The sequence below is a fragment of the Halococcus agarilyticus genome, from assembly GCF_000334895.1.
GTDB lineage: Archaea > Halobacteriota > Halobacteria > Halobacteriales > Halococcaceae > Halococcus > Halococcus agarilyticus.
The window spans coordinates 23,917-35,934 of record NZ_BAFM01000026.1 but is presented as its reverse complement, the minus strand read 5'-3'; the positions used below and the strand labels follow the sequence as shown (position 1 = coordinate 35,934).

The window sequence follows — 12,018 nt, the reverse complement described above, 5'->3', positions numbered from 1 at the left end:
TCGAAGTCGAGGAACTCCACCGCGTCGGCCCCGAGCACCTCGCCGGACGCCCGGGCCTCTTTTTCGCGAACGTCGGCGATCTCGGCCTCGGTGTCGGCCCCGAGACCGCCGTACTCGCCGCGGGTCATGTGGGCGATCGTCACCCTGTCGCCACGGGCCGCGTGCTTCGCGAGCGTTCCGCCACAGAAGATGTCGGCGTCGTCCGGATGGGCGACGATCGCCACCACGTGCATACCAAAGCGTGCGGAAACCGGCCACAAATAGATTGTGATCGATGAAGCGGTGGAAAAACTAGTTCCGGCCGCGGCTCGACGCTACTCGACGTTCGCGACGATGCGATCGATCACGTACTCGGCCTCGCCCTCGTCGAGGCACATCGGATTCACGACGATTTCGCCGTCGGGGAGATCGTCGGTGCCGACGTACACCCGAGGATCCTCGTTGCGGAGCGTGCGCGCGAGATCGGTCGCGTCCATCCCCAGGTCGCTCGCCTCGACCTCGACGACGACCTCCGGGGCGACGCTGGTGCCGTTGGGGCTGGTCACCCGCACGTTGAGACCGGTTTCGGCGAGTCGTTCCGCCATCGCCTCGGCGAGATCGATCCAGTTCGCTTCGAGCTGGCCGTGATCCTCCTCGACGAACAGTTCGAGCGCCCGGATCGCGCCGACGAGTTCCTCCTTGCCGACCTTCAGCGGGCGGCCGATCCCCTGGCGTGGCACGCCGTCGAGCCGTTCCCGATCGATGAGATCGGTCGGCGGGTCCCAGAGGTCGTTCGCCACGTGCATGTCGAGGTGCTGGGCCGCGATCGATTCGATGTACTCGCGCTTGCCCGCGACGAACCCGGTCGTCTGAGGGCCGCGGATCCCCTTCCCGCCGCTGAACACCACCATGTCCGCTCCCGTCTCGACGAACCGCGAGAGGTTCTCGCGCGGCGGGACCTCGGCCGCAGCGTCCACGATCACCGGCACGTCGTTCTCGTGGGCGATCTCGACGACCGACGCCAGCGATGGCTGGGTGTAGGATTTCTGCATGTAGCCGACCGCGACGGTGTCGTTGGTGATCGCGCGATCGAGCTGCCACGGCTCGACGTCGGTCGCGCCGGTGCCGAGGCGGCGGTCGTTGGTGCCGACGTCGACGATCGTCGCGCCGGCAGTCCGGAACGCGTGGTCGTAGCCCGTCCGATGGGTGCGGGGCATGACGATCTCGTTCGGCACTCCCGTCGTGTCCGGGAGGGCGTTCATCACGCCGACGTCGTGGCCCGCGATGGCGGCCGCCGCACACAGCAACAGCCCCGCGCTCGCACCGCTGGTGACGTAGCCCGCCTCCGCATCCGTGACGTCGGCGATCACCGTCGAGGCCCGCGCTTCGAGCTCGCCGATCTCGACGAACTCGTCGGCGGCCCGCCGCATGGCGTCGAGCGCCGCCGGTCGGATACGGCTCCCGCCGATACGGGTCTTCGTCCCCGCTGCGTTCACGACGGGCGTCACGTCCAGCTCGCGGTAGATGGAATCGTCCTCACTCATTGTTGGTGGCGGTGTGCACACTCTCGCTGCCGGCAATCATAATCGTTGTGATCGGCCCGTTCCGCGATCGAACGCCAGAAATCCCGGCACAGTTCGTCGTCGCCGGTCCATCCGCCCGTACTGTTCGCCGGTATCGGAACACAGCGTCCCCCGCTTGCGTCACCACCACCGACGGCGCTTCCCGACCCCGACTCTTCCCGTCGGGATGCATCCAATGGCGAACGGTGGACCACGGGCGTGCATCCCCACACCACCGTTCACTCGTAGTGCACGATGGTTGCGTGGATCACCACGATTCGTCATCATCGACAACGAGGGTCGAGATCACGTACCCCACCGGCTCCCTGTTGAACCCGTCTACACGCCAGCACCAGTCCTTCGGGGCGGGTGTTTCTCGATAGTGGACGGTGACTGTGGAAGCACCGATCGAGTCGATCAGGATCTCGCTGCGATCACGGAACGCCGCTGTGCCGTGCTACACCGGTTGGTTTCGAGCGGATGCGTCCCATCCACATGGAGCGATTCGCAGCTCGGATGGAATCGACCGCCTCAGAATAACATCCGTATCGGTGTTACAGACGGCGCTCGCGTCGCGACCTCCTGCGATCAACTGTAGGACTCTCCCGTCGAGACGCGTCGCCAAAGCGTCCGTTCACACGGAGTGGACGATCGAACCGGCGTGTCGGTTCGTCACCGGAGTTCGTCGTGTTCCTCGAAAACGTCCATGGCGACGTGCTGGTTGGCGACTGGATGGTAGCCAGGCTCGACCGCGGTGCCGTGGTTCGGCCCGTCCCAGCTCCAGTCGTGGCTCAGTCGCTCGTACCAGTTGCCGAACCGCGGGTTGACGACGTGATCGGTCGCACACCCCTGGAGTCGGTCGTACCACTCCAGATACGTCTCGTCGTGAACCGCGAGGCGGGCCGCCGCGCCGATCCCCTCGGCCAGCGCCCACCCGTACTTGTCGGCCACGACCGGCTCGCCGCTCTCGTCCACCGTGTAGTGGAACCCGCCGTGATTTTCGTCCCAACCGATTGCGACCGCGGTGTCGAACAGCTCCTTCGCGCGCGGAACGAGCCACGCGTCGTCGCGGTGTTCGGCGAGGTGACAGAGGAGTTTCGCCCACTCGGCGTGGTGGCCCGGCTGGTAGCCCCACGGGCGGAACAGGTGGTCGGGCTCGTCCCGGTTGTACGCGAGATCGGGCTCCCACTCGGTGGTGTAGTGCTCCCACACCCGGCCAGCCTCGTCGGCACGATCGCGAACGAGCGACGCCGCGACGGTGGCGGCGCGATCGAGATGCGCCTCGTCGCCGGTCGCCTCGTACGCTGCGAGCAGCGCTTCGCACGCGTGCATGTTCGCGTTCTGTCCCCGGTACTGGTGATACGCGCTCCAGTCACCGGACGCTGCGTCGGCGTACAGTCCGTACTCGGGTTCGAAGAAGCGTTCGTCGAGAACGCCGAGGGCGCGCTCCAGCTCCGCGTTCGCGTCGGGTAGGCCGACCTCGACCGCGCGCGCGGTCGCGAGGACGGCGAACGCGTGGCCGTAGCAGTGGCGCGTGTCGTCCGCGGTTTCGCGTCCCGACAGGAGCCAGTCGTAGCCCTCGTCTTCCTCGTCCCACTGGACGTGCCGGAGGAAGTGGAGGCCGTGTTCGGCGGCCGCCCGGCAGTACGTCGGCCCGTCGATCGCGACGCCGATCGCGAAGTTGTGGATCGCCCGGCAGGTCGCGACGAGGTGTTTCGATCGACCGTCGTACACGTGGCCGTCGCGTTCGTCGAGTTGGGCGACGTACCCCCCGAACCGTCGGTCCACGATGTCGGGCCAGTAGAACTGGAGCAGGCGACACGTTCGGGCACGGAGCAGTTCGGGGTTCCGGCTCGTGGTCGTCATGGCCCGACCTCGGGCGGGCCGATAATAAGTGTCACGTCGATCGGGGATGGCCGTCCACTCTTCGTGAACGTTATGGGCGCGCACGAGAGACACGACCGCATGGAATCGAACGGATCGCCGGACACGATCGGGGCGGTGCGAACGGCGTTCTCGCTGCTCGCGGCGATCGCGGAGCGTGGCGGTACCGCCGGTGTCACCGAACTGGCGACCGCACGCGACATGCCGAAAAGCACCGTGTTCAAACACCTCAACACGCTCGCGGCGCTCGGCCACCTCGAACGAGAGGACGGCGAGTACGCCCTGGGCGCTCGCCTCGCGGATCTCGGCCAGCACTCGCTCGCCCGGACCGCCCTCTACCCCGCCGCGAAACCACAGATCGAGCGGTTGGCGAAGCTGACCGACGAGACGGTCGGGATCGCGGTCGGGAGTCATGGTCGCGTGGCCGATCTCTACTGGGACTCCCGCGGCGAGAGCCCGGTCGGCACGTCCGGCACATCGGAACGGCCCCACTGTAGCGCCCCGGGAAAGGCGATCCTCTCGCAGTGTTCGGACGCGGAGATCGATGCGATCGTCGCGGAGTTCGGCCTCCCCGTCCGGACCGAGAACACGATCACCGACGTCGAACGCCTCACGAACGCCGTCGGACGCGTCCGCGAGCGTGGCGTCGCGATCGAGCGCGAGGAGCAGTACGAGGGCGTCAACAGCGTCGCCGTGCCGCTCACCGATCTGCCGCCGAACGCGGCGATCTACGTCGCCGGGAGCGCCGAGCGCCTTTCGAGCAAGCGCATCGAGGAGGATGTCCCCGGTATTCTCCTGAGTGCGGCCAACGAAGTGACGAAGCGCTTTCTCGCCACGAGCTAGTTCACTCGTCGTGAACGACCTGCCGTCGGTCGTCTCGGACCCCGAATCGATCGTGATTGTGGGTGGACGAGAGGATTTCCGCCAGGCGTCCGAGGGGACAAACGGAGCTGAGGGCTCGAATCCGACCCATCTCTGTTCACTATCGAGAAACGGCGTTGCCGAACGCGATACCTCCCCCGAGAGGATCGTGTTTCCGCCCTCCCGTCCGGCATAGTGCCGTCAGAGGGTTTATGTATCGGTGCACGGAACTCCCGCAGGATGGTCGCTATCACACACGTGACACGCCGAGCGGTGTGGGCTCGAACTTCGCGCCGGGGTGCTGACGACCGATGAAGGCGGTCGTCGTCCGGCGCGGCGAGACACGCCCCACGATTGCCGAGATCGACGAACCGACGCCCGAGACAGGGGAAGCGCTGCTCCGGACGCTCCGGGTCGGGATCGACGGGACCGATCACGAGGTCGTCGAGGGCAACCACGGCGGCTTTCCCGACGGTGACGACCACCAGGTGCTCGGTCACGAGGCGGTCGCGGTGGTGGCGGACGCCAACGGCACCGACCTGGAGGAGGGCCAGCTCGTGGTGCCGACCGTGCGCCGACCGCGCGAGGACGGCAACGCGTACTTCGAGCGCGGCGAACCCGACATGGCTCCCGACGGCGAGTACGTCGAGCGCGGGATCGTGGGCGCGCACGGCTACATGGCCGAGTACTTCACCAGCACGCCACGGTTTCTCGTGCCGGTCCCCGATACCTTCGCCGAGTCGGGCTTCCTCGTGGAGCCGATCAGCAACGCCGAGAAGGCGCTCGAACACGCCCACGCCACGCGGTCGGCGTTCGAGTGGTCACCCGAAACCGGACTCGTGCTCGGCAACGGTCCGCTGGGACTGCTGACGCTCGCGATGCTGGTGGACGAGCGCACGGCGTTCTCGCGGGCGTACTGCCTCGGGCGACGCGATCGCCCCGACCCCACGATCGACATCATCGAGGAGCTGGGTGCGACGTACGTCGACTCCCGTGAGACGTCCGTGGACGAGATTCCCGCGGCCCACGAGCCGATGGACTTCGTCTACGAGGCGACAGGCTACGCGCGACACGCTTTCGAGACCGTTCACGCGCTCCGTCCCAACGGTGTGGGCGCGCTGCTCGGCATCCCCGAGGACTGGTCGTTCGAGATCGACGGCGGCGCGCTCCACCGGGAGCTGGTGCTCCAGAACAAGGCGCTGTTCGGCAGCGTCAACTCCAACGGCCGCCAGTTCGAGGCCGCGATCCACTCGTTGAAATCGTTCCCCGAGTGGTTCGTCGAGGATCTCGTCACCGGCGTCTACGAGCCGAGCGAGGCCGAGACGGCCTTCGAGACCGGTGACGGGGTCATCAAGACCGTCGTGGAGTTCGACACGCTCTGAGGGGAGCCACTCCACGTGCTCGCCGATCGACGACCGGCGAGGACCAAAACCGGCGACACCACCGGGAACGTCAGCATATATACGCGCGATCGTCGAAAGTGTGGTATGCCGACGAGCGTCGAGCGGCTCACCGACCGTGCAGCGATCATCGAGGGGATCGAACTCTGGAACCGCCAGCATCCGGACTTCCGGATCGCCGACCACCTCGTCGCGGGGAACGTCTTCGCGCCGTTCGACGGGGTCGACGTCCGGTGTTACGGCGGCTACGCCGACGGTTCGATGGTCGCGTTCGGCGTGCTGAAGCGCCTCGGCCGAGCGGTCGACGGCTACGACCCGGTCGATCTCGCGTGGCTCTCCGTGTTCGCGTTCGACGCCGAGGCCGATCGAGGAAAGTCGGTCGCGGACGATCTCCTTGCCACGGTCGCCGAAGCGGCGGCCGGGACGGGCGCGACGGAGCTCCGGTTCGGCGGAGATCCCCAGAACTTCCTCGCGGGCGTTCCGCGTGCCGTCGGCACGGCGTACCGCGGCGCGCTGGTCGACGCCGGCTTCGAGATCGACGCCGATCGCGTCGTGTACGACCTCCAGCGAGACATCACGGATTTCACGCCGCCGGACGACGTTCGGGCGATCGGCGACGAGTGGCCGGATCTCCGCGTCGAGCGGGCGACGACCCACGAACCCGCCCTCCTCGAATTCCTCGCCGACCAGTTCCCCGGTCGATGGCGATACGAGGCGGGGAACGTCTGCCGAGTGCCCGGTGGGGCCGCGGACTACTGGGTGTTGCTGTACGAGGGAAGCGTGATCGGCTTCGCCCGCTCGAACCGCCACGACGGCGCGTACCGCGGTGCGAACGTGAACTGGGGATGGCGACTCGCCGACGAACACTGCGGCGTCGGTCCGCTCGGCGTTCACGGGGACTACCGTGGTCGTGGGTGGGGGCTGTACATGATCTGCGAGATCGTCGGTCGACTGCGGGACGCGGGCTACGAGGCCGCAGTCATCGACTGGACCGACCTGCCCGGCTACTACGAGCAGCTCGGGTTCGAGCGGTGGATCGCCTACGAGGCCGCCGCCTGCGAACTCCCCACGGGCCGTTCCACCTGACCGCGGGAACGACCGTCCGGACCAGTCGGCACCTACTCCGGAAGTTCGTCCACGTACGCGTTCCAGACCGCTTCGGGGTCCTCACACGCGATATCGGAGATGATCCGACAGGCGTCGTAGCCCCACATGAACACGCTGTCGACGTCGCTCTCGACCACGGTCCGGGTCGCGGTGTGGACGTCCTCGATCGTCGCGTCGCTGCCGTCGAGTCGGAACCCCTGGATCCAGATCTGGCTGCGCTTGTCGTACTCCTCGGCCAGCGACGCCACGAGGTCGGTGAAGTAGCCGACGAACTCGCCGGCCTCGTCGGGGGCGTGGATCGCCCAGTAGGGATCGGTCGCCAGCACGTCGAGAGCATCGTTCGCGGCGAGTCGCTCCCAGTCGGAGAGGCCGTGGTCGGCGTCCTCACTCGGCAGGAGACAGACCGCGTTCTCTGCGCCCTCCTCGTGGGTGAGCGTCATCATCTCGTCGAGAAAGTCGAGTAAGGCGTCTTCCCGAAATGCGGTGACCTGGTCGGTCTGCTCGTCGGGCATCGACTCGCCATATTCGTCCTCGTAGGCAGCCTGACAGTGTTCGCATCGGCAGGCCCACGCGTCCTCGGGGTACTCTTCGTCGTGCCAACTCGCGATGAACCAGTGGGGCTCGTCCCAGAACAGCACGTCGGCCCCGATCCCGGCGGCGTCGCGGGTCCAGCCGCGCATGTACTCGCGGAACGCTGGCGCGTTGAAGCACGCTGCTGGGATGCGCTCGCCGGTTGAGAGCACCTGGCACGCGTCGGGGTGCTTGCCGACGAACTCCGAGAGCGCCTCGCCGCCGAACACTCGCCCCACGGCCCACGGGTTGACGTAGGTCTCGAACCCGCGATCGTGACTCGCCTCCACGATGTCGGTCATCGTTCCCGTGTAGTAGGCCCGATCGCGCTCGCTGAACGTGTGGAGCACGGCGTCGAGGCCCTCGTCGGCGAAACGATCGAGATCCGTCTCGACGTGATCGACGTCTCTGACGCCGAAGTAGCTGGTTCCGGTTTCCATGCGTCCGCCACCGACGGCGAGGTGAAAAAACACGAGGTAGCGGCAATCCATCCGTGACGAGACCGTTCTTCGCGCGGACGAATTCGTCTCCCGGCTGGGCGGGGCGTACGGACGGATCGACCCGTGTCGAACGAGCGGACTTGATGCACACCTCGTTCGAGCGAATCGCGCCCGGAAGATTTAGCTACTTCTGTAATCGATCTCCGACTTCCGCCACCAAAGAATCATGGAAAATCGGTCGAGTCGGCGAAAACGGTATCTTATTCGCTCCCTATTCTATTAGATCGGATAGAACGGATTAGACATATCGTTTAGGACAGTATTCTATACATCGATCGAGACTCTCGTGACGAACGACGCGGACGAACGGGCCGAACAGCCGATGATTTCGGGTTCTGTGTGACGGCGAACCGACCGCCGATGCTCACGGTGGACAGAGTGAAGTGGATTCACCCTCCGAGAATTTCGGTGAGCCGTTCACAGAGAGTCAGGCACGCTCGGCGGAGCTTCGAACTGTTCGGGACGGATTACAGCTGCTGAAGACGAGAACCGATCGATCGGGGAGCAGTGATGAGAAGTACGACTACTTCTGATGATCGCATCGGTGCTTCTACGACGAGGGATCCGGTGTCGATTCCTCGCTCCGGTGATCGTTGCTCAGCCGCTGTCGATGGACGACCCCGACGTTGTTCGCGGTCCGTTCGGTGAACGCCCGGAACGCGTCGCCGGTCTCGCCGTCGTCGAGCACGATCGGCGCGCCGCTGTCGCCGCCTTCTCGCACACGGGGATCGAGTGGAAGCTCCCCCAGGAAGGGCATCTCGACCTCCTCGGCGAACGCCTCACCGCCGCCCTCGCCGAACAGCGCGTGCTCGGAGCCGCAGTCGGGACACCGGAACCCGCTCATGTTCTCGACGATCCCCAGGACAGGGGTCTCGTGCTTGCCGAACATCTCCAGCCCCTTCCGGGCGTCGTCGACGGCGACCTCCTGGGGGGTGGTCACGATCACCGCGCCCGCGATCGGCACAGTCTGGAGGAGGGTGAGCTGGGTGTCGCCAGTGCCTGGCGGGAGGTCGATCACCATGTAATCGAGCGCGCCCCACTCGACGTCCTCGAACAGCTGGGTGATGAGCTTGTGGACCATCGGGCCGCGCCAGATCACGGGATCGTCCTCGCCGGTGAGGAAGTCCATGCTCATGAGCTTCGTCCCGTACTTCTCGGGCGGGATGATCTGCTCTTCGGCGGTGGCCTGGGGGCGCTCGTCGGCGTCGACCATCCGGGGGACGTTCGGGCCGTACACGTCGGCGTCGAACAGTCCCACGCGCGCGCCCAACTGCGAGAGCCCGGCAGCGAGGTTGACCGCGACAGTCGACTTCCCGACCCCGCCCTTGCCCGAGGCGACCGCGATGACGTTCTTGACGTCGGGGAGGACGTCCCCTTCGGCTGGCCGATCGACGCTCGCGGTGAGCTCACATTCGATCCCCTCCTCGCTCAGCACCTCACGCACCCGGGCCGCGATCGCGGTCTCGTTCGGGGAGTAGGGCGCGCCGAGCGCGAGCGAGACGTGGGCGACTCCCTCCCGGATTTCGATGTCGTTGACGAGCCCGAGCGAGACGATGTCGTCGCCGAGATCCGGGTCCTCGACCTCGCTGAGCAGCGATCGCACGTCGTTTTCGTTCATAGCGGCGGTAGCTCCGGCCGAGCGATAAGGGTTGGGAACCCGCCGATCGATCGTCGTGGCGTCGGGCCCGACTCCGACCCGGGTTTCGTTGGGGTTAAATACCCGCGTCGAATTAGTCCGAGACACGTACTGCAGGGGGTCGGCCCCGAGTCCGGAAGGGCGAGACTGACAAGGGACGGGTCGTGGTAGCCAAGCCTGGCCCAAGGCGCAGGGTTGCTAACTCTGTGGCGCACAGCCTCCTGGGTTCGAATCCCAGCCACGACGCTCGAACACATCATATGAGCGCAGAAGACCCAGACACACCGGCCGAAGACGAAGAGGAGGACATCCGTTACTTCGTCCGAATCGGCCAGACCGACCTCGACGGGACGAAAAGCGTCGAGCGGGCGCTGACCGGCATGAACGGTGTCGGACGGCGGGCCGCTCGCATCATCGCGGCGGAGGCGGACGTCGACCGGACGGCGACGCTCGGCCGACTCGACGACGACGCGGTCGATTCGATCATCGAGCACGTCGAAGGGTTCGCCGAGGACGTACCGGCGTGGCTCACCAACCGTCCGACCGACTACTTCACGGGCGAGACCACCCACGAGGTCGGCAACGACCTCTCGCTGACTCGTCAGCAGGACATCAATCGCATGCAGATGATCAGTTCGTACAAGGGCGTGCGCCACGAGCGCGGCCAGAAGGTCCGTGGCCAGCGCACCAAGTCCACCGGCCGCTCGGAGGGGACTATCGGCGTGAACGTCGAAGCCATCCAGGAAGAGATGGAAGAGGAGGCGGAGGGCGAATAGATGGCGCTCGGATCCAACACGAAGGGCTACGAGACGCCGAACCACCCCTTCCAGGGCGAGCGCATCGCCGAGGAGTCCAATCTCATCGGGCGCTACGGCCTGAAGAACAAGGAGGAGTTGTGGAGAGCGCAGTCCGAACTCCGCGGGTTCCGCCGCGAGGCACGACGACTGCTGGGGGAGGCCCAGGGCGACGTCGACGCCGCCGAACGCGAGGGCGAACCGTTCCTCGCTCGGCTCCGACGACTCGGCATCCTCAGCGAAACGGACGGGCTCGACGACGTGTTGAGCCTCGAAGTCACTGACGTACTCGAACGCCGGCTGCAAACCGTCGTCTACCGCACCGGACTCGCGAACACGGTCCAGCAGGCCCGTCAGTTCGTTTCTCATGGACATATCGTCGTCGACGGCGCACGGGTGACGACACCCTCGCGGAAGGTCGACGTGAGCGAAGAGGATCTCGTGGGATTCGACGAGACGAGCCCGATCGCGGACGAGCTGCACCCCGAACGAGCGGAGGAACAAGAATGAGCGCCGAAGACGAGGAACGGTGGGCGGTCGCACACGTCCACGCCTCCTTCAACAACACGATCATCACGATCACCGACCAGACCGGAGCGGAGACGCTCGCCAAATCCAGCGGCGGGACCGCGGTGAAGCAGAACCGCGACGAGGCGTCGCCCTATGCCGCGATGCAGATGGCCGAGGGCGTCGCCGAGGAGGTGCTCGCCCAGGGAATCGAGGGCGTCCACGTCAAGGTCCGCGGTCCCGGCGGGAACCTCCAGCAGAGTCCCGGGCCGGGCGCACAGGCGACTATCCGGGCGCTCGCGCGCGCCGGACTGGAGATCGGCCGGATCGAGGACGTCACGCCGATCCCACACGACGGCACTCGCGCGCCCAAATCGAGCGGGTTCTAACCGTGAGCACCGGCTACGACGTGACGTTCATCGACCGCGACGACCGCGACGCACGCTTCCTCGTCCGGGGGATCACGCCCGCGTTCGCCAACGGCATCCGGCGGGCGATGGTGGCCGACGTTCCCACCCTGTCGATCGACACCGTTCGGGTGGTCGAGAACTCGTCGGTGATGTTCGACGAGCAGATCGGCCACCGGCTCGGGATGGTGCCACTCAACGCGCCGCCGAACGAGTTCGAGTCGGGCGAGGGCGTCACCCTGGGGATCGACGTTTCGGGCCCCGATACCGCGTACTCGGGCGATCTCGTCAGCAGCGATTCGGTCGTCGAGCCCGCCGAGGACAACGTCCCGATCATCGAACTCAAAGAGGACCAGCGCCTCGAAGTCGAGGCCGAAGCCGTACTCGACACCGGGAAGTCCCACGCCAAACACCAGGGCGGCGTGGCGGTCGGCTATCGTCATCTTCAAACTGTCGAGGTCGTCGGCGATCGCGAGGAGTTCGCCGACGAGGAGCCGAACATCCTCCGGGGTGTCATCGAGGAGGATGGCGAGCTGATCCTGACCGAGGAGTTCGACAACGACCTCACGAATCGGTATCCGGGCAAGGAGGTCACGGTCGAGGACGTGCCGAACGCGTTCGTCTTCCACGTCGAAACTGATGGTTCGCTGACCGTCGAGGAGCTGGTGACGGCGGCGGTCGACTCGTTGGAAACGCGCGCGAACGAACTCAAGGAAGCCGTTCAACTGTAATGTATCGCCCCACGAACCACGGACGATCGTGCGCCGCCCGCACTGCGGGGGAGCGCATGTCTCGGCACGACTCCATCGCG

At 66.3% G+C, this 12,018-nt stretch carries 13 protein-coding genes and 1 tRNA gene; 9 read left to right on the top strand and 5 right to left on the bottom strand.

All coding sequences use genetic code 11. The features are described 5' to 3' along the window. The 3 genes from TX76_RS15670 to TX76_RS15660 all read right to left on the bottom strand — a co-directional run. On the bottom strand, positions 1-233 hold a 233-nt coding region (locus TX76_RS15670), incomplete at its 3' end, for a PIG-L deacetylase family protein (protein WP_195156081.1). Between the two features lie 81 nt (positions 234-314). Further along, complete coding sequence (locus TX76_RS15665) at positions 315-1,523, bottom strand: aminotransferase class V-fold PLP-dependent enzyme (protein WP_049903746.1); 1,209 nt, start codon at positions 1,521-1,523, stop codon at positions 315-317. Between the two features lie 690 nt (positions 1,524-2,213). Next, positions 2,214-3,407, bottom strand: coding sequence for an AGE family epimerase/isomerase (locus tag TX76_RS15660; protein ID WP_049903744.1), 1,194 nt, complete (start codon positions 3,405-3,407; stop codon positions 2,214-2,216). A 99-nt stretch (positions 3,408-3,506) separates the two neighbouring features. Between TX76_RS15660 and TX76_RS15655 the strand changes: the two genes are divergently transcribed. The 4 genes from TX76_RS15655 to TX76_RS15645 all read left to right on the top strand — a co-directional run bounded on the left by TX76_RS15655 (position 3,507) and on the right by TX76_RS15645 (position 6,772). Then, positions 3,507-4,268 (top strand): IclR family transcriptional regulator, encoded by a 762-nt coding sequence (locus TX76_RS15655; RefSeq protein WP_049903742.1) that lies wholly within the window; start codon positions 3,507-3,509, stop codon positions 4,266-4,268. A 10-nt stretch (positions 4,269-4,278) separates the two neighbouring features. Beyond that, entirely contained in the window at positions 4,279-4,482 is a 204-nt protein-coding gene (locus tag TX76_RS17760; protein ID WP_154019108.1) for a hypothetical protein, read from the top strand. A gap of 115 nt (positions 4,483-4,597) precedes the next feature. Further along, positions 4,598-5,668 carry a glucose 1-dehydrogenase gene (locus tag TX76_RS15650; RefSeq protein ID WP_049903740.1) on the top strand — a complete coding sequence of 357 codons (1,071 nt, stop codon included), beginning with the start codon at positions 4,598-4,600 and terminating at the stop codon, positions 5,666-5,668. Between the two features lie 105 nt (positions 5,669-5,773). Then, complete coding sequence (locus TX76_RS15645; protein ID WP_049903755.1) at positions 5,774-6,772, top strand: GNAT family N-acetyltransferase; 999 nt, start codon at positions 5,774-5,776, stop codon at positions 6,770-6,772. Positions 6,773-6,804: 32 nt separating this feature from the next. Here TX76_RS15645 and TX76_RS15640 read toward each other — a convergent pair whose 3' ends face one another. Beyond that, a complete protein-coding gene (locus TX76_RS15640; RefSeq protein ID WP_049903739.1) occupies positions 6,805-7,803 on the bottom strand; it encodes an alpha-amylase family protein in 999 nt (332 codons plus the stop codon). Between the two features lie 610 nt (positions 7,804-8,413). Next, a complete protein-coding gene (locus TX76_RS15635; protein WP_049903738.1) occupies positions 8,414-9,481 on the bottom strand; it encodes an Mrp/NBP35 family ATP-binding protein in 1,068 nt (355 codons plus the stop codon). 179 nt (positions 9,482-9,660) lie between these two features. On the opposite strand from TX76_RS15635, the gene TX76_RS15630 reads away from it, so the two are divergent. The 5 genes from TX76_RS15630 (at position 9,661) to TX76_RS15610 (ending at position 11,938) form a co-directional block, all read left to right on the top strand. Then, positions 9,661-9,745: transfer RNA gene (locus TX76_RS15630), tRNA-Ser, on the top strand. Positions 9,746-9,759: 14 nt separating this feature from the next. Continuing rightward, positions 9,760-10,275 (top strand): 30S ribosomal protein S13, encoded by a 516-nt coding sequence (locus TX76_RS15625; protein WP_006076163.1) that lies wholly within the window; start codon positions 9,760-9,762, stop codon positions 10,273-10,275. Next, positions 10,276-10,803 (top strand): 30S ribosomal protein S4, encoded by a 528-nt coding sequence (locus TX76_RS15620; RefSeq protein ID WP_049903736.1) that lies wholly within the window; start codon positions 10,276-10,278, stop codon positions 10,801-10,803. Then, positions 10,800-11,189 carry a 30S ribosomal protein S11 gene (locus TX76_RS15615; protein WP_005043261.1) on the top strand — a complete coding sequence of 130 codons (390 nt, stop codon included), beginning with the start codon at positions 10,800-10,802 and terminating at the stop codon, positions 11,187-11,189. The genes TX76_RS15620 and TX76_RS15615 overlap by 4 nt, the downstream gene beginning before the upstream one ends. Positions 11,190-11,191: 2 nt before the next feature. After that, positions 11,192-11,938, top strand: coding sequence for a DNA-directed RNA polymerase subunit D (locus TX76_RS15610; RefSeq protein WP_049903734.1), 747 nt, complete (start codon positions 11,192-11,194; stop codon positions 11,936-11,938). Positions 11,939-12,018 lie beyond the last annotated feature (80 nt).

Excerpts from the sequence above, each read along its gene's own strand:
- TX76_RS15640 (WP_049903739.1), bottom strand. The coding sequence starts at position 7,803 with ATGGAAACCGGAACCAGCTACTTCGGCGTCAGAGACGTCGATCACGTC.
- TX76_RS15635 (WP_049903738.1), bottom strand. The coding sequence starts at position 9,481 with ATGAACGAAAACGACGTGCGATCGCTGCTCAGCGAGGTCGAGGACCCG.
- TX76_RS15625 (WP_006076163.1), top strand. The coding sequence starts at position 9,760 with ATGAGCGCAGAAGACCCAGACACACCGGCCGAAGACGAAGAGGAGGAC.
- TX76_RS15645 (WP_049903755.1), top strand. The coding sequence starts at position 5,774 with ATGCCGACGAGCGTCGAGCGGCTCACCGACCGTGCAGCGATCATCGAG.
- TX76_RS15655 (WP_049903742.1), top strand. The coding sequence starts at position 3,507 with ATGGAATCGAACGGATCGCCGGACACGATCGGGGCGGTGCGAACGGCG.
- TX76_RS15620 (WP_049903736.1), top strand. The coding sequence starts at position 10,276 with ATGGCGCTCGGATCCAACACGAAGGGCTACGAGACGCCGAACCACCCC.
- TX76_RS15650 (WP_049903740.1), top strand. The coding sequence starts at position 4,598 with ATGAAGGCGGTCGTCGTCCGGCGCGGCGAGACACGCCCCACGATTGCC.
- TX76_RS15615 (WP_005043261.1), top strand. The coding sequence starts at position 10,800 with ATGAGCGCCGAAGACGAGGAACGGTGGGCGGTCGCACACGTCCACGCC.
- TX76_RS15665 (WP_049903746.1), bottom strand. The coding sequence starts at position 1,523 with ATGAGTGAGGACGATTCCATCTACCGCGAGCTGGACGTGACGCCCGTC.
- TX76_RS15660 (WP_049903744.1), bottom strand. The coding sequence starts at position 3,407 with ATGACGACCACGAGCCGGAACCCCGAACTGCTCCGTGCCCGAACGTGT.